This is a genomic window from Pseudomonas gebzensis, assembly GCF_034427815.1.
GTDB lineage: Bacteria > Pseudomonadota > Gammaproteobacteria > Pseudomonadales > Pseudomonadaceae > Aquipseudomonas.
This window is the reverse complement of sequence record NZ_JAXQNS010000008.1, coordinates 206,176-230,208: the sequence shown is the minus strand read 5'-3', so window position 1 is coordinate 230,208 and position 24,033 is coordinate 206,176. Positions and strand designations below refer to the sequence as shown.

Annotated in this window: 21 protein-coding genes and 2 tRNA genes; 1 reads left to right on the top strand and 22 read right to left on the bottom strand. The window is 60.7% G+C overall.

The genetic code is table 11. The features are described from left to right. Positions 1-100: 100 nt before the first annotated feature. From rpsO to rlmE, 14 genes are all read right to left on the bottom strand, one after another. Positions 101-370: a 30S ribosomal protein S15 gene (gene rpsO, locus SJI00_RS16635; RefSeq protein WP_312932290.1), complete on the bottom strand. Its 270-nt coding sequence runs from the start codon at positions 368-370 to the stop codon at positions 101-103. Positions 371-518: 148 nt separating this feature from the next. Further along, positions 519-1,436, bottom strand: coding sequence for a tRNA pseudouridine(55) synthase TruB (gene truB, locus SJI00_RS16630; protein WP_322462796.1), 918 nt, complete (start codon positions 1,434-1,436; stop codon positions 519-521). Positions 1,437-1,439: 3 nt separating this feature from the next. Beyond that, positions 1,440-1,841, bottom strand: coding sequence for a 30S ribosome-binding factor RbfA (gene rbfA / locus SJI00_RS16625; RefSeq protein ID WP_322462795.1), 402 nt, complete (start codon positions 1,839-1,841; stop codon positions 1,440-1,442). A 118-nt stretch (positions 1,842-1,959) separates the two neighbouring features. Further along, positions 1,960-4,488, bottom strand: a complete 2,529-nt coding sequence (gene infB / locus SJI00_RS16620; RefSeq protein WP_322462794.1) for a translation initiation factor IF-2 — start codon at positions 4,486-4,488, stop codon at positions 1,960-1,962. A 27-nt stretch (positions 4,489-4,515) separates the two neighbouring features. Further along, entirely contained in the window at positions 4,516-5,997 is a 1,482-nt protein-coding gene (nusA, locus tag SJI00_RS16615; protein WP_322462793.1) for a transcription termination factor NusA, read from the bottom strand. Between the two features lie 59 nt (positions 5,998-6,056). After that, positions 6,057-6,515, bottom strand: coding sequence for a ribosome maturation factor RimP (rimP, locus tag SJI00_RS16610; RefSeq protein ID WP_312932353.1), 459 nt, complete (start codon positions 6,513-6,515; stop codon positions 6,057-6,059). Positions 6,516-6,645: 130 nt separating this feature from the next. Continuing rightward, a tRNA-Met gene (locus SJI00_RS16605) sits at positions 6,646-6,722 on the bottom strand. A 97-nt stretch (positions 6,723-6,819) separates the two neighbouring features. Further along, positions 6,820-6,905, bottom strand: a tRNA-Leu gene (locus SJI00_RS16600). Between the two features lie 20 nt (positions 6,906-6,925). Then, on the bottom strand, positions 6,926-7,315 hold the full coding sequence (gene secG / locus SJI00_RS16595) for a preprotein translocase subunit SecG (protein WP_322462792.1): 390 nt from the start codon (positions 7,313-7,315) through the stop codon (positions 6,926-6,928). Position 7,316: 1 nt separating this feature from the next. Continuing rightward, positions 7,317-8,072: a triose-phosphate isomerase gene (gene tpiA, locus SJI00_RS16590; protein WP_322462791.1), complete on the bottom strand. Its 756-nt coding sequence runs from the start codon at positions 8,070-8,072 to the stop codon at positions 7,317-7,319. Positions 8,073-8,138: 66 nt separating this feature from the next. Beyond that, complete coding sequence (glmM, locus tag SJI00_RS16585; protein WP_322462790.1) at positions 8,139-9,479, bottom strand: phosphoglucosamine mutase; 1,341 nt, start codon at positions 9,477-9,479, stop codon at positions 8,139-8,141. 17 nt (positions 9,480-9,496) lie between these two features. Further along, positions 9,497-10,348: a dihydropteroate synthase gene (folP, locus tag SJI00_RS16580; protein ID WP_322462789.1), complete on the bottom strand. Its 852-nt coding sequence runs from the start codon at positions 10,346-10,348 to the stop codon at positions 9,497-9,499. An 8-nt stretch (positions 10,349-10,356) separates the two neighbouring features. Beyond that, entirely contained in the window at positions 10,357-12,264 is a 1,908-nt protein-coding gene (ftsH, locus tag SJI00_RS16575; RefSeq protein WP_322462788.1) for an ATP-dependent zinc metalloprotease FtsH, read from the bottom strand. Between the two features lie 209 nt (positions 12,265-12,473). Continuing rightward, positions 12,474-13,097 carry a 23S rRNA (uridine(2552)-2'-O)-methyltransferase RlmE gene (gene rlmE, locus SJI00_RS16570; protein WP_322462787.1) on the bottom strand — a complete coding sequence of 208 codons (624 nt, stop codon included), beginning with the start codon at positions 13,095-13,097 and terminating at the stop codon, positions 12,474-12,476. Positions 13,098-13,198: 101 nt separating this feature from the next. Here rlmE and yhbY point away from each other — a divergent pair, with 101 nt between their 5' ends. Beyond that, positions 13,199-13,507, top strand: a complete 309-nt coding sequence (gene yhbY / locus SJI00_RS16565; RefSeq protein ID WP_322462786.1) for a ribosome assembly RNA-binding protein YhbY — start codon at positions 13,199-13,201, stop codon at positions 13,505-13,507. Between the two features lie 12 nt (positions 13,508-13,519). On the opposite strand, the gene SJI00_RS16560 is transcribed toward yhbY, so the two are convergent. The 8 genes from SJI00_RS16560 to grpE form a co-directional block, all read right to left on the bottom strand. Then, a complete protein-coding gene (locus SJI00_RS16560; RefSeq protein WP_322462785.1) occupies positions 13,520-13,969 on the bottom strand; it encodes an MFS transporter in 450 nt (149 codons plus the stop codon). Next, entirely contained in the window at positions 13,947-14,429 is a 483-nt protein-coding gene (gene greA, locus SJI00_RS16555; protein ID WP_322462784.1) for a transcription elongation factor GreA, read from the bottom strand. Before greA ends, SJI00_RS16560 begins: the two co-directional genes overlap by 23 nt. Beyond that, a complete protein-coding gene (carB, locus tag SJI00_RS16550; RefSeq protein WP_322462783.1) occupies positions 14,426-17,647 on the bottom strand; it encodes a carbamoyl-phosphate synthase large subunit in 3,222 nt (1,073 codons plus the stop codon). Before carB ends, greA begins: the two co-directional genes overlap by 4 nt. 105 nt (positions 17,648-17,752) lie before the next feature. Next, positions 17,753-18,889 (bottom strand): glutamine-hydrolyzing carbamoyl-phosphate synthase small subunit, encoded by a 1,137-nt coding sequence (gene carA, locus SJI00_RS16545; protein ID WP_322462782.1) that lies wholly within the window; start codon positions 18,887-18,889, stop codon positions 17,753-17,755. Between the two features lie 284 nt (positions 18,890-19,173). Then, positions 19,174-19,980 (bottom strand): 4-hydroxy-tetrahydrodipicolinate reductase, encoded by an 807-nt coding sequence (dapB, locus tag SJI00_RS16540; protein ID WP_322462781.1) that lies wholly within the window; start codon positions 19,978-19,980, stop codon positions 19,174-19,176. A gap of 13 nt (positions 19,981-19,993) precedes the next feature. Next, positions 19,994-21,118 (bottom strand): molecular chaperone DnaJ, encoded by a 1,125-nt coding sequence (gene dnaJ, locus SJI00_RS16535; protein WP_322462780.1) that lies wholly within the window; start codon positions 21,116-21,118, stop codon positions 19,994-19,996. Between the two features lie 217 nt (positions 21,119-21,335). Then, a complete protein-coding gene (dnaK, locus tag SJI00_RS16530) occupies positions 21,336-23,258 on the bottom strand; it encodes a molecular chaperone DnaK (RefSeq protein ID WP_322462779.1) in 1,923 nt (640 codons plus the stop codon). A gap of 102 nt (positions 23,259-23,360) precedes the next feature. Then, positions 23,361-23,915: a nucleotide exchange factor GrpE gene (gene grpE, locus SJI00_RS16525; RefSeq protein ID WP_322462778.1), complete on the bottom strand. Its 555-nt coding sequence runs from the start codon at positions 23,913-23,915 to the stop codon at positions 23,361-23,363. Positions 23,916-24,033: the final 118 nt, after the last annotated feature.

The window sequence follows — 24,033 nt, the reverse complement described above, 5'->3', positions numbered from 1 at the left end:
GCCAACCTCGAAGATACGCGTGGCGTGTCCGACGGCAACGCTGCAGAGCAACGCTGCCGAAGCCTGCGACACGCCATGCACACCACTGGCCAGGCCGCTATTAGCGACGCAGGCCCAGGCGACCGATCAGGGTGCTGTAACGCGTGGTGTCTTTGCCCTTCAGGTAATCCAGCAGCTTACGACGCTGGTTGACCATACGAATCAGACCACGACGGGAGTGGTGGTCTTTACCGTTGATCTTGAAGTGACCTTGCAGCTTGTTGATGTTGGCGGTCAGCAGAGCAACCTGCACTTCCGGGCTACCGGTGTCACCGGCGGCTTGCTGATAGTCGGCAACGATCTGGGCTTTGTCTTCAACGCTGAGTGCCATCTGGCTTCTCCTGATAAACGGAATCCGTAAGCGAATCCCAATAGGCCGGGGAAAACCCCGTATTGATAAAGGAAGGTATGACCGCGCCTAATAACAGCCACCCTTTTTATCCACAGGTTCGGGCAAACGCCTTTGCCTGTGGTTCCGGTCATTCCGACCGAATCAGTCGACGCGGCGCAATGCGCCCGTCTTCGCTCACTTCACCGATACCCAGGAAGCGACCGTCTTCGTCTTTTACTCGAACCATGCCGAACTGCGGCGCATCAGGCGCTCGCACGGCTTGACCATGCAGCCAGTAAAACGCGCTGTTGGCCGACAAGCATACCAGTGGCCAATGCAAAAGGCCGCTGTCTGAAGGCATCAGGAACCGATCAAGGGCTTCACTGCCACCTTCGGCGTGCGCCTGCTCCAACGCTTCCAGCGTAACCGTCTGCGCCAGCTCGAAAGGGCCAGCATGCGTGCGCCGCAGCTCTGCGACATAGGCACCACAGCCCAGCACCTCGCCAATGTCTTCCACCAGCGTGCGAATGTAGGTGCCTTTGGTGCAACCTACCGTCAGCCTGGCCCGGCTTGCTTCACTTTCGAGAAGCTCAAGACGGGTAATAGTAACAGAACGTGCCTCACGCTCCACTACCTCTCCAGCGCGCGCCAGCTTGTACAGCGGCTGACCGTCCCGCTTGAGGGCCGAGTACATCGGCGGTATCTGGCTGATCGGGCCGCGAAAGCCCGGCAAGGCTGCCTCGATATCGGCACGACCAACGGTCACCTCGCGGGTCTGCAGAACTTCCCCTTCGGCGTCCCCGGTGTTGGTGGTCTGCCCAAGCTGCATGACCGTCTCGTAGCCTTTGTCGGAGTCGAGCAGGTATTGGGAAAACTTGGTGGCCTCACCGAAACACAACGGCAGCACGCCGGTGGCCAACGGGTCGAGGCTGCCGGTATGGCCGGCCTTTTCCGCATTGAGCAGCCAACGGACCTTTTGCAAGGCGGCATTGGAAGTGAAACCCAACGGCTTGTCGAGCAGGAGAATGCCGCTGACGTTACGGCGGATACGTTTGACCTGGGCCACCGCTTACTCCTTGTTGGTGTCCGGTTCGTCGTCGGCCTGATGCTGGCGATCTTCCGACACGGCGCGCTCGATCAAGGCTGACAGGTGCACGCCACGGCTGACGCTTTCGTCATAGTGGAAATGCAACTGCGGCACGCTGCGTAGCTGCATGGAGCGGCCCAGGTGCAAGCGCAGGAAGCTCGCAGCGCTCTTCAGGGCCTTCAGGGTTTCCGGCACTGCGGTGCCGTCTTCGTCATCCATCACGGTGATGAACACTTTGGCGTGACCCACATCGCGGCTCACATCGACGGCGGTGATGGTGACCAGCCCGACGCGCGGGTCTTTGACTTCACGGCGGATCAGTTCGGCCAGCTCACGCTGCATCTGATCGCCAATGCGTTGGGTACGGCTATATTCTTTTGCCATGCTTGTTGCTACCTGTCTCTAAAGCGGCAAACGCCCGGTGAGGCTGAAGCCTGACCGGGCGCTACCTGGTGAGGCGTCGCGCACCGCAGCAATACGGTGGCGGCGCCCGGCACGACCCTTACAGGGTACGCGCCACCTGGACTTTCTCGAAGACTTCGATCTTGTCGCCGACCTTGACGTCGTTGTAGCTCTTGACGCCAATACCGCACTCCATGCCATTACGCACTTCGGCAGCATCGTCCTTGAAGCGACGCAGCGATTCCAGCTCGCCTTCGAAGATCACCACATCGTCGCGCAGCACACGGATCGGACGGTTGCGGTAAACAGTACCCTCGATGACCATACAGCCAGCGATGGCGCCGAATTTCGGCGAACGGAACACATCACGTACTTCAGCGACACCCAGGATGTTCTCGCGAACATCGCTGCCAAGCATGCCGGTCAGGGCTTTCTTGACGTCTTCGATGATGTCGTAGATGACGTTGTAGTAACGCATGTCCAGCGCTTCCTGCTCGACGATCTTGCGCGCACCGGCATCGGCGCGCACGTTGAAGCCGAACAGAACAGCGTTGGAGGCCAGGGCCAGGTTGGCATCGCTCTCGGTGATACCACCGACACCGCCACCAATCACACGCACCTGCACTTCGTCGTTACCCAACCCGCCGAGCGAGCCATGCAGCGCCTCGAGCGAGCCACGAACATCGGTCTTGAGCACGATGTTGAGGGTCTTCTTCTCTTCTTGACCCATGGTCTCGAAGATGTTTTCCAGCTTGCCAGCGTGAGCACGGGCCAGCTTGACCTCGCGGTACTTGCCCTGACGGAACATGGCAACTTCGCGGGCTTTCTTCTCGTCAGCCACAACCGACAGCTCGTCACCGGCTTCCGGCGTGCCATCCAGGCCGAGGATCTCGACCGGGATCGACGGGCCAGCTTCCTTCACAGGCTTGCCGTTCTCGTCGAGCATGGCACGTACGCGGCCATAGTTCGAACCGCACAGGACCATGTCACCCTGACGCAGCGTACCGTCCTGAACCAGGATGGTAGCGACCGGACCACGGCCCTTGTCCAGGCGCGACTCGACCACGACACCACGACCAGGCGCGGTTGGGGTGGCAGTCAGTTCCAGAACTTCGGCTTGCAGCAGGACGGCTTCGAGCAGATCGTCGACACCGGTACCCATCTTGGCCGACACCTTGACGAACGGGGTATCACCACCCCACTCCTCGGACGTCACGCCTTCGACCGACAGCTCGTTGCGAATGCGATCGAGGTCAGCGCCTGGCTTGTCGATCTTGTTCACCGCCACGACCAGTGGAACGCCGGCAGCCTTGGCATGCTGGACCGCTTCGCGGGTCTGCGGCATGACGCCGTCGTCCGCAGCAACGACCAGGATGACAATGTCGGTCGCCTTGGCACCGCGAGCACGCATCTGGGTAAACGCAGCGTGGCCCGGGGTGTCGAGGAAGGTGACCATGCCACGGTCGGTTTCGACGTGGTAGGCACCGATGTGCTGGGTGATACCACCGGCCTCGCCAGCAGCAACCTTGGCACGACGGATGTAGTCGAGCAGCGAGGTTTTACCGTGGTCGACGTGGCCCATGACGGTCACGACCGGCGCGCGGGATTCAGCCACACCTTCGAACTTCAACGACTCGGCCAGGGAATCTTCCAGGGCACTGTCGCTGATCAGCTTGACCTTGTGGCCCAGCTCTTCGGCGATCAACAGCGCAGTTTCCTGGTCCAGAACCTGGTTGATGGTGACCGGAGTCCCCATCTTGAACATGAACTTGACCACTTCAGCGCCTTTGACGGACATCTGGTTAGCCAGCTCGGAGACGGTGATGGTCTCGCCGATGTTCACGTCACGCACGAGCGGGCCGGTCGGGCTCTGGAAGCCATGCTGGTTGCGCTTCTTCAGCTTGCCTTTGCCACCACGGCCACGACGAGCGCCATCGCTCTCTTCGTCGGTGGTGCGAGGGGCGGCACGTGGAGTCGGCGCCTTCTCTTTTTCCTTCACTTTGACCTTGATCGAAACGCGTGGTGCTTCACCACGACGTTCGCCACCACGGCGATCGTCCTCGCGAGTGCGGGTTTCGTTACGACGGGTCTCGTCTTTTTTGCGCTCGGCGGCACGGGCCACCGCATCGTCGGCTACCGGTGCGTTGGCAACGCCAGGCGCAGCAGCAGGGGCAGCGGCGGGCTTGGCCGAAGGCGCAGGGGCCTGGGCTTCGGTCGCCGGACGACGAGGCTGCTCTTCGGTGCGCTGACGATTTTCAGCTTCGCCCTTGGCGCGCTCGGCGTTTTCGGCCGCGCGGCGCTCATCCAGCTCACGCTTTTGCTCAGCCTGAATTTCTTCAGGGCTGCGCTGAACGAATACTTTCTTCTTGCGAACTTCTACGCTGATGCTCTTGCTACCGGCCACACGCAAGGTGCTGGTGGTTTTGCGCTGCAAGGTAATCTTGCGCGGCTCTTCCGCCTTGCTCTTGTGGCTGCTTTTCAAATGAGTCAGCAGTACCTGCTTCTCATTGTCGGTCACTACCTGACCGGCGTCGGTGTGTGGCAGACCCGCCTCGCGCATCTGCTGCAGCAGGCGCTCTACCGGTGCCTCGACCTCTTGGGCCAGTTCTTTCACCGTGACTTGCGTCATGCATTTCTCTCCTCAGGCCGCGCCTAATTACTCGAACCAGTGGGCTCGGGCGGCCATGATCAACTTGCCGGCACGCTCTTCGTCGATGCCGTCGATGTCGAGCAGGTCGTCAATCGACTGCTCGGCCAGGTCTTCGCGGTTAACCACGCCGCGCACCGCCAGTTCCGCTGCCAGGTCCGGATCCATGCCCTCGAGAGAGAGCAGGTCTTCGGCCGGATGGGCGTCTGCCAGTTTTTCTTCGGTAGCGATGGCTTTGGTCAACAAACGGTCCTTGGCACGAGCGCGAAGCTCGTTGACGATTTCTTCGTCGAAGCCATCGATGTTGAGCATTTCTTCCAACGGTACGTAGGCAATTTCTTCTAGGCTGGTGAAGCCTTCGTCGACCAGCACTTGTGCCAGCTCCTCGTCGACTTCCAGTTCTTCAACGAAATTGCGCAGGATGTCGCCAGTTTCTGCTTGCTGCTTGGCCTGGATATCCTTCTCGGTCATCACGTTCAAGGTCCAGCCGGTCAACTGACTGGCCAGCCGAACGTTCTGCCCGCCACGACCGATGGCCTGGGCGAGGTTGTCTTCGGCGACGGCGATGTCCATGGCATGGGCATCTTCATCAACGATGATCGCCGCGACTTCGGCCGGCGACATGGCGTTGATGACAAATTGTGCCGGGTTATCGTCCCACAGGACGATATCGACACGCTCACCACCCAGCTCGCCGGACACAGCTTGCACACGCGAACCACGCATGCCGATACAGGCACCTTGTGGATCGATGCGCTTGTCCTTGGAGCGGACGGCGATCTTGGCACGCGATCCCGGATCCCGAGAGGCGGCCATGACTTCAATGAGGCCTTCGGCAATTTCCGGGACCTCGATGCGGAACAGCTCGATCAGCATCTGTGGCGCAGTACGCGACAGGATCAGCTGAGGGCCGCGGTTTTCACTGCGAATCTCCTTGAGCAGTGCGCGCAGACGCACACCGACCCGGAAGGTTTCGCGGGGAATGATGTCTTCGCGAGCCAGCAATGCTTCGGCATTGTTGCCCAGGTCGACGATGATGTTGTCACGTGTGACTTTCTTGACGGTGCCGGAGATGATCTCGTTGACCCGCTCGCGGTAGGCGTCGACCACCTGGGCGCGCTCTGCCTCGCGAACCTTCTGCACGATCACCTGCTTGGCGGTCTGTGCAGCGATGCGACCGAACTCGATCGAATCGATCTTTTCTTCGATCACGTCGCCGACCTGGGCCTCAGGGTGGGTCAGGTGCACTTTGGTCGGCCAGGTTTCGATGGCTGGATCGTCCAATGCGTCTTCGTCGACAACGGTCCAGCGACGGAACGTCTCGTAGCTGCCGGTGTGGCGATTGATTTCCACACGCAGATCGACTTCGTCTTCAAACCGTTTTTTGGTTGCGGTCGCCAGCGCTACTTCCAGGGCGTCGAAAATAACGCCAGGGGGTACACCCTTTTCGTTGGATACCGATTCAACAACCAGCAGTACTTCTTTGCTCATCGTACGCCTCGCCTTGCGCAAGCCATTGGGCCCGTATAATCCGGCGGACCCGGCACGTCTCAGTCAAAACTGGGAATAATATTGGCCTTGTCGATCGAGTCGATCGGCAACAGGAATTCGTTTTGGTCCACCTGGACCACCACATCCTGGTCCTCAACACCACGGAGGAGGCCTTGAAAGTTGCGACGGCCTTCAAACGGCGTACGCAGCTTGATCTTCACTTGCTCGCCGGCATGCGCGGCGTACTGTTCCAGAGTGAACAGCGGCCGATCCATCCCGGGCGAGGACACCTCAAGGGCATACTCACTGGTGATCGGATCTTCGACATCGAGAACGCCGCTGATCTGGCGACTGACGGCTTCGCAGTCCTCGACCATGATGCCGCCTTCTTTGTCGATGTAGACACGTAACACCGTGTGCTTGCCTTGGGAGATGTATTCGATCCCCCAGCATTGAAAGCCCAGCCCCTCGACCACCGGGGCCAACAAGGCCTGCAACTGTTCTAGCTTGCTCGACACCTGAACCCCCTCGTGCATGCTGTGCAAATAAAAAATGGGCGAAGCGCCCATCCCTGAAGACGCCGTTGGACAACGGCGCCGAATACTGTTCGGCTAGCAAAAAGCCCCTGAAAAGGGGCTTTGCTGAAGCTGGTTGCGGGGGCTGGATTTGAACCAACGACCTTCGGGTTATGAGCCCGACGAGCTACCAAGCTGCTCCACCCCGCGACAAAGCTGGGGCAAAAGTATAAGACTGAACCCCTTTTGGGTCAATCCGACCTCCACCTGCAAGAAAGCCCGCTACAGCGGGCTCTCATGCTTCAATTGGTACCGAGAAGGGGACTCGAACCCCTACACCCTATGGGCACAACCACCTCAAGGTTGCGTGTCTACCAATTCCACCACCTCGGCAAAACTACATGTAAAGCGTATTACTTTGATTCTTCAGCGGGAGGAGGTACATCACCTTGCTGGGTGGTTTCGCTCTTCTGCTGCAGAACCGGTACATCATCATTTACCGCCGGCTTGGGCTCTTTAACTTCAAGAACTGCTGGATCTGGCAAACCTGCTTGAGTCAGCTCGTGAGCCTTCTCCTTTGCGAAGTATCCTAACCCAAGAGCAGTTAAAAAGAAAGTGGCAGCAAGTATAGCAGTGAATTTACTTAGGAAAGTCGCCGAGCCTTGACTTCCGAACACAGTATTAGAAGCACCTGCGCCGAAAGATGCACCTGCTTCAGCACCTTTACCCTGTTGCATCAACACCAGCGCCACAAGCGACAGTGCTGCTAACAGATGAAAAACAACTACGACTGTTTCCAGCATTTCAGTTTCCTGCGGCGCGACAAATTGCACCGAATTCGTCTGCGTTCAAGGAAGCTCCACCAATGAGCCCCCCATCGATATCCGGCATGCCGAACAGTTCGGCCGCGTTGGCCGCCTTCACGCTGCCACCGTAGAGCAGCTGAAGATTCGCAGCCACCTCGGCGTCCTTCGTCGCGAACTGCGCGCGAATGGCCGCATGCACGTCCTGAGCTTGTTGCGGAGAGGCCGTAAGCCCCGTACCAATGGCCCATACAGGCTCATAGGCAACCACCGCATTGGCAAAAGCGGCAACACCGAAAGCTTCGATGATACTGCTCAACTGACGCCCAACCACTTCAAGCGTCTTGCCCGCCTCGCGCTCCTCAAGGGTTTCCCCAACACAGAGCACCGGCTTCAAACCACAGGCCTGAGCGGCTGCAAACTTCTGCTGAAGTACCTCTTCACTTTCACCGATGATCTGGCGACGTTCAGAGTGACCTACCAACACCAACTTGCAACCTGTTTCAGCCAATTGACTCGGAGCAACTTCCCCGGTCAACGCGCCCTGTTCGGACTGTATTGCAGAATTCTGTGCACCGACGGCGATTCCGCTGCCTTCAAGCCCATCGATTACTTGCGCGACGTGCAAAGCAGAAGGAAAAACCGCAACTTCGACCTCACTCGACATGGGCATATTATTCAGCCCTTCGAGCAGTTCAGCGACACCGGCGCGGGTACCGTGCATCTTCCAGTTACCAGCTACCATGGGGCGACGCATGCTTTACCTCACAGGTCGAAGTGGGCGCAGATCTTACCCAACCAGAAACGCGCTGGCAAGCAACTTTCAAGCACAAACTTGAGAGACGAGTTTCGCCAGTGCCTCGGCATGGATACGGACCTGACTTTCGTCATCACCCTCGACCATGACCCGCACCAATGGCTCGGTACCCGACTTGCGCAGCAGCACCCGTCCCCGCCCGGCCATCGCTTCGGTAGCCTGGGCACTGGCCTGTTGCACAGCCGGGTTTTCCAAGGGGTCATCCTGACCGGCGGCAAAGCGCACGTTGATCAGCACCTGGGGGCACTTGCGTATGGCCTGACGCGCTTGAGCCAGGGTTTCATCTCGACGCTTGAGCGCCATCAACACCTGCAGCGCAGCGATGATCGCATCGCCTGTGGTGGTGTGATTGGCGCAGACCACGTGGCCGGAGTTTTCACCCCCTAGCTGCCATTCGCGCGCCGACAGCTCGGCCATCACGTAACGGTCCCCGACCTTGGCACGCACGAACGGAATATCCAGATCCTTCAGCGCGAGCTCCAGGCCGAGGTTGCTCATCAGTGTACCGACCACGCCCCCTTGCAACTTGCCACGGGCCTGCAGGTCGCGGGCAAGGATGAACAGCAGCTCGTCACCATCGACGATGGTACCGGTGTGGTCGACCATCAGCACGCGATCGCCGTCGCCATCGAAGGCGATGCCAAGGTCGGCATGGCCAACCAGAACCGCCGCCTGTAGCGATTCGATATGCGTCGAGCCACAGCCCTCGTTGATGTTCAACCCATCGGGCTGCGCGTGCAGCACGGTGACATCCGCGCCCAGCTCCTGGAACACGCTAGGGGCCACTTTGTAGGTCGCGCCATGGGCACAGTCGACAACCAGTTTGAGCCCCTCGAAACTGGTGCCGGTGGGTACGCTGCCCTTGCAGAATTCGATGTAGCGTCCGGCGGCGTCGGTAATGCGCGACACCTTGCCCAATTTACTGGAATCCACCACCGTCATGGGCTGGTCGAGCAACTCTTCGATCATCAGCTCGATATCGTCCGGCAGTTTCGTGCCCTTTCCGGAAAAGAACTTGATGCCGTTGTCATCGTGCGGATTGTGCGAGGCGCTGATCACGATACCGGCTTCGGCGTGGAACGTACGCGTCAGGTAAGCGATGGCCGGTGTGGGCATCGGGCCCAACAACATCACGTCTGCGCCGGCCGCAGACAGTCCGGCCTCCAGCGCAGATTCGAACATGTAACCGGAAATACGCGTGTCTTTGCCGACCAGCACCCGGCAGTGACCGAGTTTGCGGAACGCCATACCGGCCGCCCAGCCGAGCTTGAGCATGAAATCAGGCGTGATGGGGAACTGCCCGACGCGACCGCGAATGCCGTCGGTGCCGAAATATTTTCTGCTCATGTGTCACTCCAATTATTCTATTCGGCGCTCTGGACTGCCGTGATCATCCGCACCACATCAACTGTTTCGGCAACGTCGTGCACGCGCAGAATTCTCGCGCCTTTGGTCATTGCCAAGGCCGCCAAGGCCAGGCTGCCGTAAAGACGCTGGTCTACGGGACGTTGCAGCGTCAGGCCGATCATACTCTTGCGCGACACACCGACCAGCAACGGACGGGCAAGTTCCGCAAGCGCCTCAAGGTGCTTGAACAGGCTCAGGTTGTGCTCAAGCGTCTTGGCAAAGCCAAATCCCGGGTCAAGCACGATACGTTCTGCCGCAATACCCGCCGCCGCACAGGCCGCCATGCGCTGGCGCAGATAGCGTGCGACCTCGGCCGTCACATCGTCATAGTGAGGGTCGTCCTGCATCGTGCCGGGCTCACCCCGCATGTGCATCAGGCACACCGGCAAACCGGTCGCGGCTGCGGCGTCCAGCGCCCCATCACGTTCGAGCGCACGCACATCGTTGATCATGCCAGCGCCGACACGCGCCGATTCACGCATCACTGCAGGTGTCGAGGTATCGACGGAGACGATCACGTCCAGCCGGGCACTGATGGCTTCGACCACGGGCGCGACGCGCTCCAGCTCTTCGGTAACCGATACTGCGCGCGCACCGGGGCGGGTCGATTCGCCGCCAATGTCGATCAACGTCGCGCCAGCCTCGACCATCGCCTGGGCGTGGAACAGCGCCTGGTCACGCTGGGCGAATCGACCACCGTCGGAGAACGAATCGGGCGTGACATTGAGGATACCCATGACATGGGTATGTGAAAGGTCAAGCACCCGGCTGCCGCAAGGCAACCGGGTGGGGTATTGCGTGGAGGTCATAGAAGCCCTTAGTGATCCGCGGCTGGGCCGCCAATCGGGGACTCGGGGCGGTCGCCCTGAGCGGCAGGATTGCCAGGCGTGCCGGCATCGTTGTCCCAGTCGCGCGGCTCGCGCGGGGCGCGACCGGCCATGATGTCGTCGATCTGGTCAGCGTCGATGGTTTCGTACTTCATCAACGCATCGGCCATGGCATCGAGCTTTTCGCGGTTCTCGGTGAGGATCTGCTGCGCCGTGGCATAGCACTGGTCGATGATGCTGCGTACTTCGGAGTCGATCAGCTTGGCGGTGTCACCCGAGACGCTGGCCTGCTGCGACCCGGCGCTGCGACCCAGGAACACTTCGCCTTCTTCCTCGGCATACATCAACGGCCCGAGTTTTTCCGACAGGCCCCACTTGGTCACCATGTTCCGTGCGATCTGGCTGGCACGCATGATGTCGTTGGATGCCCCAGTGGTGACGCCGTCGAAACCGAGCGTCATCTCTTCGGCGATACGACCACCGTACAGCGAGCAGATCTGACTGATCAGGGCACGCTTGGAGAGGCTGTAACGGTCTTCTTCGGGCAGGAACATGGTGACGCCCAGAGCCCGACCACGAGGAATGATCGAGACTTTGTAGACCGGATCGTGCTCAGGCACGACACGGCCTACGATCGCATGGCCTGCTTCATGGTAGGCGGTGTTACGTTTTTCCTTCTCGGACATGACCATGGTCTTGCGCTCGGCGCCCATCATGATCTTGTCTTTGGCCAGCTCGAACTCTTTCATTTCGACCGTGCGCTTGCCAGCGCGGGCGGCGAACAGCGAGGCCTCGTTGACCAGGTTGGCCAGGTCGGCACCGGAGAAGCCAGGCGTGCCACGTGCGATGACCGCAGCGTTGACGTTGTCGCCTGCCGGCACTTTGCGCATGTGCACTTTCAGAATCTGCTCGCGACCGCGAATGTCCGGCAGGCCGACCACGACCTGGCGGTCGAAACGGCCTGGACGCAGCAGTGCGGGGTCAAGCACATCAGGACGGTTGGTGGCCGCGATGACGATGATGCCATCGTTCATTTCAAAGCCGTCCATCTCGACCAGCAACTGGTTCAGCGTCTGCTCACGCTCATCGTGACCGCCGCCCATGCCGGCACCACGGTGGCGACCCACGGCATCGATTTCGTCGATGAAGATGATGCAGGGCGCGTGCTTCTTCGCCTGCTCGAACATGTCGCGCACACGGCTGGCGCCCACGCCGACGAACATCTCGACGAAGTCGGAACCGGAAATGGTGAAGAACGGCACCTTGGCCTCGCCCGCGATCGCCTTGGCGATCAGGGTCTTACCGGTGCCTGGCGGGCCGACCATCAGCACGCCGCGCGGAATACGCCCACCCAGGCGCTGGAACTTGCCCGGATCGCGCAGGAATTCGACCAGCTCACCCACTTCTTCCTTGGCCTCGTCACAACCTGCGACGTCTGCAAGGGTGGTTTTCACCTGGTCTTCGGACAGCAACCGCGCCTTGCTCTTGCCAAAGCTCATCGGGCCGCCCTTACCGCCCGCCCCGCCCTGCATCTGGCGCATGAAGAACATGGCCAATGCCATGATGATCAGGATCGGGAAGCTGGCAACCAGCAACTGAGTCCAGATGCTCTGCTGCTCGGGCTGCTTGCCTTCGACGACGACGTGGTTATCGACCAGGTCGCCGATCAGGCCATTGTCGGCAATCGCAGGACGGATGGTCTTGAAGGTGTCGCCATCGGAACGCTTGCCATTGATTACGGCACCGTCGACCGTGACGCGCTCGACCTTACCGTCCTTGACCTGCTGGATGAAGTCGGAATAGTTGAGGGTCTGCGGCTCGTTCGGGCTGGAGAAGTTGTTCATCACCGTCACCAGGACTGCCGCGATGATCAACCACAGGATCAGATTCTTTGCCATGTCGTTCAATTAGCTACCCTCTGAGGTCGGCGCACGACGCAGCCGTGCCTCGCATGATATACAGCGCCCTAACTTACTACATTACCTACGCACCCGCAGGCACCGTCTGTAACCCTTTGTGAAATTCAGCCTACACGAAGTTCAGAGATTGCTGACGAGACCGCCGATTGCAAATAACTATCGCCGGCCAAGCCACACACCCCGTCTTCTCAACCTTTGAAGCCCTTGCCCAACAGATACTGCTCACGGGAGCGATCCCGGGAAGAGGACGGCTTGCGCATCTGCACCTTGTCGAAACGGGTGCGGACATCCTTCAGATAGCTGTCAAAGCCTTCGCCCTGGAAAATCTTGATCAGGAAATCACCGCCGGGGCGCAGTACGCGGCCCGCCAGATCCAGTGCCAGCTCGCACAGGAACATGGCGCGCGGCATGTCGACCTCAGGCGTACCACTCATGTTGGGGGCCATATCGGAAATCACAAGGTCGACATGCGAATCGCCGACCGCCTGGAGGATTTGCTCGAGCACCGAATCGTGGGTGAAATCGCCATGGATGAAGGTGACATCGGGGATGGAGTCCATCTCGAGGATGTCCGACGCGATAAGCCGCCCCTGACCACCGATCAGACGACTGGTCACCTGCGACCAGCCACCGGGCGCGGCGCCGAGGTCGATGACGCTCATGCCAGGGCGAATCAGGCGGTCCTTTTCCTGGATCTCCAGCAGCTTGTAGCTGGCCCGGGAGCGGTAGCCGTCCTTCTGCGCTTGTTTGACGAAGGGGTCGTTGAAATGCTCTCGCAGCCAGTTCTGGCTGCTTTTGGAACGTTGCGCCACGGGGCACCTCGATGATATGCGTGGTGATTGACTGGGCGAGCCAGGGGCCCTCGGGTAAAATGCCGGTCAATTTTACAGAATCAGACGAAAAGGGTCAGATTATGCCGCTCAATAACGAGCAGAAGAAGCAGTACAAATCCATTGGTCATGACCTCAAGCCGGTCTTGATCATCGCCGGCAACGGTCTGAATGAGGGTGTGGTCGCCGAGCTCGAAAGAGCCCTGGCCGATCACGAACTGATCAAGGTGGAAATCCGCTCCGAGGATCGCGAGGAGCGCGCCGCGACCATCGCAGCGCTGTGCAAGGCCGGCCGCGCCGAGCTGGTACAGACCATTGGCAAGAAAGCCCTGGTCTATCGCAAGAACCCGCAGCCGAACAAGCAACTGTCCAACATCCACCGCTACAAGTAACGGTGGTTTCGGTCAGCGGCGCGCCAGACGCGTCCTGACCGGCACTGGCTGGGCCACCAGCACGATGCCGGAAAAGCCCAGAACCAGAAAGCAGAACATCTGCCAGCGCTCACCCACCGAGATGCCATAGCGCAAGGTGTAATAGCCCACGCAAGCGCTGAAGCCGAGCAACAGCATCTGCCCGCGGAACTGCCGCCACCACGCCGCCAGGCCTTCTACCCTCGCCAATACCGCCAGCTGGGTCAGCAGCCCGAGCAACGCCACGCCAATCAACCAGCGATCGATCTGCCCCGCGATGTCCTGCACCAGCAACGGTGCCAGGCCCGAGACCTTGAGCGCGGGCACCAGGCCGACGTGGAACACCCACAGGCCACCGACCCAGAACACCTGGGCCAGTTGCCAGAGAATGCCTTCGAGCGACGGCGCCCGCAGGCGTCGGTCAGATGTGCTGGACTTCGACAATCTCGTACTCGACTGTGCCGCTCGGCGTCTTGATGACGACGATGTCGCCTTCATCCTTACCAATGATGGCGCGAGCGATCGGCGCACCCGCCGAGAGCTTGCCCAACTTGATGTTAGCTTCGTCCTCGCCAACGATCTGGTATTTCACCCGCTCGTCGGTCTCGGTGTTGGCCAGCTCCACGGTCGTACCGAAAATCACTTTGCCACTATGCGGGATGGTGGTGACATCGATGATCACCGCATTCTGCATACGGCCTTCGATGTCGCGAATACGCGCCTCGACCATGCCCTGCTCTTCGCGGGCGGCATGGTATTCAGCGTTTTCCTTGAGGTCGCCCAGCTCGCGCGCTTCACCAATGGCCTGGCTCAGGCGCGGTCGCTCGGTCTTGCTCAGGAACAGGTGTTCTTCTTCCAGGGCGCGAGCGCCCTGGACGGTCATCGGGTATTTGGTAATGCTCATGCGTTCAATCCTGCGTGCAGATCCTGCAAGCGGCGAACGGTCTTTTCCGGACCGAATTTCAGCGCTTCACAGATGGCTTCACCCGCGGCAATGGTCGTCGTGCAGTAGATCTTGTGCTGCAGCGCATTGCGGCGGATCGAGTAGGAGTCGGCAATCGACTGGCGGCCTTCGGTGGTGTTGATGATCAACGACACTTCGTCGTTCTTGATCATGTCGACCACGTGCGGACGACCTTCGGTCACCTTGTTCACACGGCGAACTTTCAGGCCAGCGGCCTCGATCACCTTGGCCGTGCCGACGGTGGCCACGACTTCAAAGCCCAGGGCGATCAGGTCGCGTGCAACGGCCGCCACTTGTGGCTTGTCGTCGTCGCGCACGCTGATGAATGCGGTGCCGCCGGTCGGCAGCACTTCGCTGGCGCCCATCTGGGCCTTGGCGAAGGCTTCACCGAAGCTGTCGCCCACGCCCATCACTTCACCGGTCGATTTCATCTCAGGGCCGAGGATCGGGTCAACACCCGGGAACTTGGCGAACGGGAAGACGGCTTCCTTGACGCTGTAGAAGTTCGGAACGATTTCTTGGGTGAAACCGAGCTCTTTCAGCGATTTGCCCGCCATGACGCGGGCCGCGATCATGGCCAGCGACGTGCCGATGCATTTGGACACGAAGGGTACGGTACGCGAAGCACGCGGGTTGACTTCGATCACGTAGATCTTGTCGCCCTGCAGCGCCAGTTGCACGTTCATCAAACCGACCACGCCCAGCTCCAGGGCCATTTTCGAGACCTGTTCACGAACCTGGTCCTGGACGTGCTTGCTCAGCGAGTAAGGCGGCAGCGAGCACGCCGAGTCTCCGGAGTGAACACCGGCTTGTTCGATGTGCTGCATGATCGCGCCGATCACCACGTCAGTACCGTCGCAGACCGCGTCCACGTCCATCTCGATGGCGCAGTTGAGGAAGTGGTCGAGCAGCACCGGGCTGTCGTTGGACACTTGCACCGCATCACGCAGGTAGCGCTTGAGCTCGTCCAGTTCGTAGACGATCTCCATGGCGCGACCGCCCAACACATACGAAGGACGCACGACCAGCGGGTAACCGATGACGCCCGCCGCAGCGACGGCTTCTTCTTCGCTGCGCACAGTGGCGTTTGGCGGCTGCAGCAGGTTCAGGCGCTGCACCATCTGCTGGAAGCGCTCGCGGTCTTCGGCGCGGTCGATGGCGTCCGGGCTGGTGCCGATGATCGGTACACCGGCTTCTTCCAGCGCGCGGGCCAGTTTCAGCGGGGTCTGACCGCCGTAGTGGACGATCACGCCCTTGGGCTTCTCGACGCGGCAGACTTCCAGCACGTCTTCCAGGGTCAGCGGCTCGAAGTACAGGCGGTCGGAGGTGTCGTAGTCGGTGGAGACGGTTTCCGGGTTGCAGTTGACCATGATGGTCTCGTACCCGTCTTCACGCAGTGCCAGCGCAGCATGCACGCAGCAGTAATCGAACTCGATGCCTTGGCCGATACGGTTCGGGCCGCCACCCAGGATCATGATCTTGTCGCGAGTCGACGGGTTGGCCTCGCACTCTTCCTCGTAGGTCGAATACAGGTAGGCCGTGTCGGTGGCGAACTCGGCGGCGCAGGTGTCGACGCGCTTGTAGACCGGGAACACTTCCAGCTTGTGGCGGTGGCGACGCAGGTTCTTGTCGCTGATGCCCAGCAGTTTCGCCAGGCGCTGGTCAGAGAAGCCTTTGCGCTTGAGGCGCAGCATGTAGTCCTTGTCGATGGTCGACAGGGCCAGGGTCTTGACCTTCTCTTCTTCCTTGATCAGGTCTTCCATCTGCACCAGGAACCACAGGTCGATCCCGGTCAGGGCGAAGATTTCTTCGCACGTCATGCCCGAGCGCATGGCATCGGCCACGTACCAGATGCGCTCGGCGCCCGGCACGGTCAGTTCGCGCTTGAGGATGCTGGCGGCTTCAGCGCTGGCCAGGTCGACTTTAGGGTCCAGGCCGCAGACGCCGACTTCCAGACCGCGCAGGGCTTTCTGCAGGGATTCCTGGAAGGTCCGGCCGATGGCCATGACTTCACCGACCGACTTCATCTGCGTGGTCAGGCGGGCGTCGGCCTTGGGGAATTTCTCGAAGGCAAAACGTGGCAGCTTGGTCACGACGTAGTCGATCGACGGCTCGAAGGACGCTGGGGTGCGGCCGCCAGTGATGTCGTTCTGCAGCTCGTCGAGGGTGTAACCGACGGCCAGCTTGGCCGCGATCTTGGCGATCGGGAAGCCGGTGGCTTTCGACGCCAGTGCCGAAGAACGCGACACGCGCGGGTTCATCTCGATCACGACCATGCGGCCGGTGTCCGGGCAGATACCGAACTGCACGTTGGAGCCGCCGGTTTCCACACCGATCTCACGCAGCACCGCCAGCGAGGCGTTGCGCATGATCTGGTATTCCTTATCGGTCAGGGTCTGCGCCGGCGCTACGGTGATCGAGTCACCGGTGTGCACGCCCATCGGGTCGAAGTTCTCGATGGAGCAGACGATGATGCAGTTGTCCTTTTTGTCGCGGACCACCTCCATCTCGTATTCCTTCCAACCGATCAGCGATTCGTCGATCAGCAGTTCCTTGGTCGGCGACAGGTCCAGGCCACGGGCGCAGATTTCTTCGAACTCTTCGCGGTTGTAGGCGATGCCGCCACCGGTGCCGCCCATGGTGAAGGACGGACGGATGATGCACGGGAAGCCGAGCTTCTCGAGCACTGCATTGGCCTCGTCCATGCTGTGGGCGATGCCGGAACGCGGGCATTCCAGGCCGATGGCCTTCATGGCCTTGTCAAAGCGCGAACGGTCTTCGGCCTTGTCGATGGTGTCGGCGTTAGCGCCGATCATCTCGACGCCGAACTGCTCCAGAACGCCGTGGCGCTCCAGGTCGAGTGCGCAGTTCAGCGCAGTCTGGCCACCCATGGTCGGCAGCAGTGCGTCCGGGCGCTCTTTCTCGATGATCTTGGCCACGGTCTGCCATTTGATCGGCTCGATGTAGGTGGCGTCGGCCATGGAAGGGTCGGTCATGATGGTGGCCGGGTTGGAGTTCACCAGGATGACGCGGAAACCTTCCTCGCGCAGGGCCTTGCAGGCCTGGGCGCCGGAGTAGTCGAATTCACAGGCCTGGCCGATCACGATCGGGCCAGCGCCGAGAATCAGGATGCTTTTGATGTCTGTACGTTTTGGCATGGTGGTCACTCAATTCCGCGGGTCAGTCGGCAAGCCGTCTTGAACAATCTGGTCAGGCGCGTCCGGGTGCGGCGTGGGCCGCCCCGGGGCCTTGCTGCAGGATGCTCAGCGGCGCTTGGCCATGGCATCGATGAAACGATCGAACAGTGGCGCGACGTCAGTCGGGCCTGGGCTCGCTTCAGGGTGGCCCTGGAAGCTGAACGCGCTCTTGTCGGTGCGCTCGATGCCCTGCAGGGTACCGTCGAACAGCGATTTGTGGATGGCGCGGACATTGCCCGGCAGGGTGGCTTCGTCAACCGCGAACCCGTGGTTCTGGCTGGTGATCATGACCACGCCGGTGTCCAGGTCCTGGACCGGGTGGTTGGCACCGTGGTGGCCATGGCCCATTTTCAGGGTCTTGGCGCCGGAGGCCAGGGCCAGCAGCTGGTGACCCAGGCAGATGCCGAAGACCGGGATGTCGGTCTCGAGCACGTCCTTGATCGCCTGAATGGCGTAGTCGCAAGGTTCCGGATCGCCAGGGCCGTTGGACAGGAACACGCCATCCGGGCTCAGTGCCAGTACCTCACTGGCCGGGGTTTGCGCCGGCACCACGGTCACGCGGCAGCCGCGCGCGACCAGCATGCGCAGGATGTTGACCTTGACGCCGTAGTCGAACGCCACCACATGATACGGCAGGTCTGCCGCGTCGATCGTGGCATGGCTGTCGGTCTTCAGTTCCCAGACACTGGAGCGCCACTCGTAGCGTTCAGTGGTGGAAACGACCTTGGCCAGGTCCATGCCCTTCAGGCCTGGGAAAGCGCGCGCGGCGGCGATGGCGGCTTCTTCGGTGATGTCATCACCGGCCAGGATGCAACCGTTCTGAGCGCCTTTTTCACGCAGGATGCGGGTCAGGCGACGGGTGTCGATGCCAGCGATGGCGACCACGTTGTTGGCCTTGAGGTAATCGGGCAGCGACTGCTTGTTGCGCCAGTTGCTGGCCAGCAGCGGCAGGTCACGAATGACCAGGCCTGCGGACCAGACGCGATCGGACTCGGCGTCTTCGGGCGTGGTGCCGGTGTTGCCGATGTGCGGGTAGGTCAGGGTAACGATTTGCTGGGCGTAGGAAGGGTCTGTAAGGATTTCCTGGTAGCCGGTCATAGCGGTGTTGAACACCACCTCTCCAACGGTCTGGCCGTCGGCTCCAATGGCTTCGCCGCGAAAAATGCTGCCATCGGCAAGGGCGAGTATGGCTGGCTTTGTCAAGAAGACCTCCCGTAAGTAGAACCTGAAAGGGCGATCGCAGGTTGCAAAAAAGCGGAATGACGTATGGACACGTCACCCCGCTTTCTATGCTGAATTATTCTGCGCGCTTTTAGTGGACACACTAAAGCTGTAGCTTACAGAAAAAGTGATTTTTGGTCTACCGTGAATGCGCCACTAAACTGCGTTATCCCGGTAGGACAGGTGCACGCGCAACACCTGCCACGCCGATCGACCGCTTGTGCAGCTGAGCGCCGCCAAGCGAATCGACCGTCATTGAGCCCCGATCAGTGCAGATCGAGCACATCTTGCATGTCATACAGCCCGGCGTCGCGGCCATCGAGCCACAACGCGGCACGCACGGCACCCTTGGCGAACGTCATGCGGCTGGAAGCCTTGTGCGTGATCTCGACACGTTCACCGTCGGCGGCAAACAGCACCGTGTGGTCACCCACAACGTCACCGGCACGTACCGTGGCAAAGCCGATGGTCTGACGCTCACGCGCGCCGGTCTGCCCTTCGCGGCCGTACACGGCCACTTCGCGCAGATCACGGCCCAACGCCTGCGCCACCACCTCACCCATGCGCAGCGCCGTGCCCGACGGCGCATCGACCTTGTGCCGGTGATGCGCCTCGAGAATCTCGATGTCCACATCATCGCCCAGCACGCGCGCTGCAGTGTCGAGCAACTTCAGGCACAGGTTCACACCGACACTGAAGTTGGCGGCGAAGACAATCGGAATGTCCTTGCCCGCCTCGGCCAGCAACTGCTTTTCCTGCTCGCTGAAACCCGTGGTTCCGATGACCATGGCCTTGCCGGCCTTGCGGCAGAACGCCAGGTTTCTCAGCGTGACCGAGGGGTGGGTAAAGTCGATGAGCACATCGAACTCATCACTGACTCGGCCCAGGTCATCGGAGATGGGCACGCCAATGCGCCCCAGACCCGCCAACTCACCGGCATCAGCATTGACCAACGTGCTGTCGGGGCGATCGATCGCCGCCGTCAGCCCGGCTTTCGGGGCCTGCTGCTGCACCGCCTCGACCAGCACCTTGCCCATGCGCCCGGCGGCGCCCATCACTGCAATACGTCGCATAATCCAATCCTTGTCAGAGGTCGCCGAAGAAGCGCTTCACACCCTCGAACCAGCCACTGGCCTTGGGCGAGTGGGAGCTGTCGCCTTCCAGCGAATCGCGCAGCTCTTCGAGCAGCTCGCGCTGGCGACGACTGAGGTTGACTGGGGTTTCCACTGCGACGCGGCACAGCAAGTCACCGGCTCCGCCACCCCGCACCGGCGCAACACCCTTGCCACGCAGGCGGAACTGCTTGCCCGTTTGCGTGCCTTCCGGGATGCGCAGCTTGACGCGGCCATCGAGTGTCGGCACTTCGAGTTCGCCACCCAGAGCTGCCTCGGTGTAGCTGATCGGCACTTCGCAATACAGGTGTTTGCCATCACGCTGGAAGATGTCGTGCTCACGCACGTTGATCACCACGTACAGGTCACCGGTCGGCCCGCCATGGGCGCCGGCCTCGCCTTCGCCCGACAGGCGGATGCGGTCACCGGTATCCACCCCCGGCGGCACTTTCACGGAAAGGGTCTTGTATTCTTCGACCCGCCCTTCGCCGTTGCAGGAAGCGCACGGGTCGGTGATGATCTTGCCCTGGCCATGGCAGCGCGGGCATGTCTGCTGCACCGAGAAAAAGCCTTGCTGCATGCGCACCTGGCCGATACCGCCACAGGTCGGGCAGGTGGCCGGGGTCGAGCCCTTCTTGGCGCCGGAGCCGTCGCAGGGCTCGCAGTTGACCAGTGTTGGCACGCGGATATTGACCGACGTACCGCGTACCGCTTCTTCCAGGTTCAGCTCAAGGGTGTAGCGCAGGTCGCTGCCGCGCTGAGCGCCGCCACGTCCACCACGGCCACCGCCGCCGCCGAAGAAGTCGCTGAACACGTCGCCGAAGATATCGGAGAAGTTCGCGCCACCGAAACCGGCACCACCGGCACCGCCTTGCTCGACACCGGCATGGCCGTACTGGTCATACGCGGCGCGCTTGCTGGCATCCGACAAGACTTCGTAGGCTTCGTTAGCCTCTTTGAACGCGTCTTCGGCTTCTTTGTCACCCGGATTGCGATCGGGGTGGAATTTCATCGCCAGACGGCGATAGGACTTCTTGAGATCCGCTTCGCTGGCGCCGCGTTCGACACCCAGGACCTCGTAATAATCACGCTTTGCCATAAGTCATTTGCACTCTTGGGGGCGTTCGGCAAATCTCTGCGCAGAAAGCTGCGCCGTGCCGCAAGCAAGCACCTGCCGCCACATACGAAAGTGCCCAGACAGATGCTGTAAAAATTCTCGTATTCCAGACACGCCAACGCGGGAGCAAGCCCCCGCGCGGCGACATCCTACCAGCTCACCGCCCGAAGGCGGCTTACCGGCCGACAACTTGCAGGGATTACTGCTTGTTGTTGTCTTTGACTTCCTCGAACTCGGCGTCAACCACGTCATCGTGCTTGGCTTCGGGCTCGGCCTGCTGTGCGCCGCCTTGAGGCTGCTCGCCCTGCTCGGCGTACATCTTCTGAACCACTGGCGCGGAGACTTTCGACAGCTCCTCGACCTTGGCATCGATCGCGGCCTTGTCGTCGCTCTTCACGGCCGATTCCAGCGCAGCCACTGCAGTTTCGATGGCAGCTTTCTCTTCGGCGGTCACCTTGTCACCGGCGTCAGCCAGCATCTTGCGGGTCGAGTGAACCAGTGCATCGCCCTGGTTACGCGCGGCGGCCAGTTCTTCGAACTTGCGGTCTTCGTCGGCATTGGCCTCAGCATCACGCACCATGCGATCGATTTCTTCGTCCGACAAACCGGAGTTGGCCTTGATCACGATCGACTGGGTCTTGCCAGTGGCCTTGTCTTTGGCGCCGACGTGCAGGATGCCGTTGGCGTCGATGTCGAAGGTCACTTCGATCTGCGGCACGCCACGTGGAGCCGGTGGAATGTCGGCCAGGTCGAACTTGCCCAGCGACTTGTTCTGAGTCGCCTGTTTACGCTCGCCTTGCAGCACGTGGATGGTCACGGCGCCCTGGTTGTCGTCAGCGGTGGAGAAGGTCTGCGACTTCTTGGTCGGGATCGTGGTGTTTTTATCGATCAGTGGCGTCATCACGCCGCCCATGGTTTCGATACCCAGGGTCAGCGGGCTGACGTCGAGCAGCAGGACGTCCTTGACATCACCGGCCAGTACCGCGCCCTGGATGGCCGCGCCGATCGCAACGGCTTCGTCAGGGTTGACGTCTTTGCGCGCTTCTTTACCAAAGAAGTCAGCGACGGTTTTCTGCACCAGGGGCATACGCGTCTGGCCACCGACGAGGATGACTTCGTCGATTTTGCTGACGTCGATGTTCGCGTCTTTCAAAGCGGTACGGCACGGCTCGATGGTGCGCTGCACCAGGTCTTCGACCAGGGCTTCCAGCTTGGAGCGGGAAATCTTGACGTTCAAGTGCTTCGGACCGGTCGCGTCGGCCGTGATGTACGGCAGGTTGACGTCGGTGGACTGCGCGGACGACAGCTCGATCTTGGCCTTCTCGGCGGCTTCCTTCAGGCGCTGCATGGCCAGAGGATCGCCCTTGAGGTTCATGCCCGACTCTTTCTTGAATTCGTCGACCAGGTAGTCGATCAGCACGATGTCGAAGTCTTCGCCACCCAGGAAGGTGTCGCCGTTGGTGGCCAATACTTCGAACTGGTGCTCGCCATCGACTTCGGCGATTTCGATCACGGACACGTCGAAGGTGCCGCCACCGAGGTCATAGACGATGACGGTGTGGTCGCCTTTGGCTTTGTCCATACCGTAGGCCAGCGCTGCTGCGGTAGGCTCGTTGATGATGCGCTTGACGTCGAGACCCGCGATGCGACCGGCATCCTTGGTGGCTTGACGCTGGCTGTCGTTGAAGTAGGCCGGCACGGTGATGACCGCTTCGGTGACCGTCTCACCGAGGTAGTCTTCAGCGGTCTTCTTCATCTTTTTCAGCACTTCGGCGCTGATCTGCGGCGGTGCCATTTTCTGACCGTTGACTTCGACCCACGCATCACCGTTGTCGGCTTTGGCGATCTTGTACGGGACCATCTGGATGTCTTTCTGTACGACCTGCTCCTCGAAGCGGCGGCCGATCAGACGCTTGACTGCGTACAGCGTGTTGTGCGGATTGGTGACAGCCTGGCGCTTGGCCGACTGACCCACGAGGATCTCGCCATCGTTGGCGTAGGCGACGATCGACGGCGTGGTGCGACCACCCTCGGCGTTCTCGATGACCTTGGCCTTACCGTTCTCCAGGACGGACACACACGAGTTGGTGGTCCCCAGGTCGATACCGATGATTTTACCCATGTTAACTCTCCCGAAACTTGAATGAGGTAGCAGCGACTCGCTCTCGCCAACTGCGGCAATACTTGAAGGCTTGACTTCTAAATGGGGATGCCCTGAAAGATTTCAAGCCTTTTCATTGATAGAAGGCTGCGCTGCGGCAGGCGCCTTGCTGACCACCACCATGGCGGGGCGCAGCAGACGGCCGTTGAGCAGGTAGCCTTTCTGAAACACTTTCAACACGCTGTTCGGCTCGACCTCGGCGCTTTCTTCCATCGCCATTGCCTGGTGATGCTCGGCGTTGAACGGCTGGCCATGGGGGTCGACCGCTTCGAGCTGGTAGCGCTTGAGCGTGTCGCTGAACATTTTCAGCGTCAGTTCCATGCCTTCACGCATGGGGCGCAAGGTCTCGTCGCTGGCATCGGAAAGCTCCAGGCCACGCTCGAGGCTGTCGAGGATCGGCAGCAGGTCATTGGCGAATTTCTCGAGGGCGAACTTGTGCGCCTTCTCGACATCCTGGTCAGCGCGGCGACGCACGTTCTGCAGGTCCGCAACGGCACGCAGCGATTGATCCTGAGCGGCGGCCAGTTGCTCCTCGAGCGTCTGTACACGGGCAGCCAGATCAGAGGCGCCGGTTTCTTCAGCGTTAAGGTGTTGCTCATCCAACTGTTCGTCAGCCATTGAATCTCTCCTGGGCAATTCGGGGTCTGCGAGCATGCTCGCCTCGTCTGATCGTTATATGGGGTTGGAAAAACCAGCTTCAAGGGTTGGCGTGATCGAGTGATGGCAATTCACCGAG

Coding starts and splice junctions, on each gene's coding strand:
- rbfA (WP_322462795.1), bottom strand. CDS start 1,841: ATGGCAAAAGAATATAGCCGTACCCAACGCATTGGCGATCAGATGCAG.
- yhbY (WP_322462786.1), top strand. CDS start 13,199: ATGCCGCTCAATAACGAGCAGAAGAAGCAGTACAAATCCATTGGTCAT.
- greA (WP_322462784.1), bottom strand. CDS start 14,429: ATGAGCATTACCAAATACCCGATGACCGTCCAGGGCGCTCGCGCCCTG.
- secG (WP_322462792.1), bottom strand. CDS start 7,315: ATGCTGGAAACAGTCGTAGTTGTTTTTCATCTGTTAGCAGCACTGTCG.
- carB (WP_322462783.1), bottom strand. CDS start 17,647: ATGCCAAAACGTACAGACATCAAAAGCATCCTGATTCTCGGCGCTGGC.
- infB (WP_322462794.1), bottom strand. CDS start 4,488: ATGACGCAAGTCACGGTGAAAGAACTGGCCCAAGAGGTCGAGGCACCG.
- rpsO (WP_312932290.1), bottom strand. CDS start 370: ATGGCACTCAGCGTTGAAGACAAAGCCCAGATCGTTGCCGACTATCAG.
- grpE (WP_322462778.1), bottom strand. CDS start 23,915: ATGGCTGACGAACAGTTGGATGAGCAACACCTTAACGCTGAAGAAACC.
- dnaK (WP_322462779.1), bottom strand. CDS start 23,258: ATGGGTAAAATCATCGGTATCGACCTGGGGACCACCAACTCGTGTGTG.
- tpiA (WP_322462791.1), bottom strand. CDS start 8,072: ATGCGTCGCCCCATGGTAGCTGGTAACTGGAAGATGCACGGTACCCGC.
- nusA (WP_322462793.1), bottom strand. CDS start 5,997: ATGAGCAAAGAAGTACTGCTGGTTGTTGAATCGGTATCCAACGAAAAG.
- dapB (WP_322462781.1), bottom strand. CDS start 19,980: ATGCGACGTATTGCAGTGATGGGCGCCGCCGGGCGCATGGGCAAGGTG.
- dnaJ (WP_322462780.1), bottom strand. CDS start 21,118: ATGGCAAAGCGTGATTATTACGAGGTCCTGGGTGTCGAACGCGGCGCC.
- folP (WP_322462789.1), bottom strand. CDS start 10,348: ATGACCTCCACGCAATACCCCACCCGGTTGCCTTGCGGCAGCCGGGTG.
- ftsH (WP_322462788.1), bottom strand. CDS start 12,264: ATGGCAAAGAATCTGATCCTGTGGTTGATCATCGCGGCAGTCCTGGTG.
- glmM (WP_322462790.1), bottom strand. CDS start 9,479: ATGAGCAGAAAATATTTCGGCACCGACGGCATTCGCGGTCGCGTCGGG.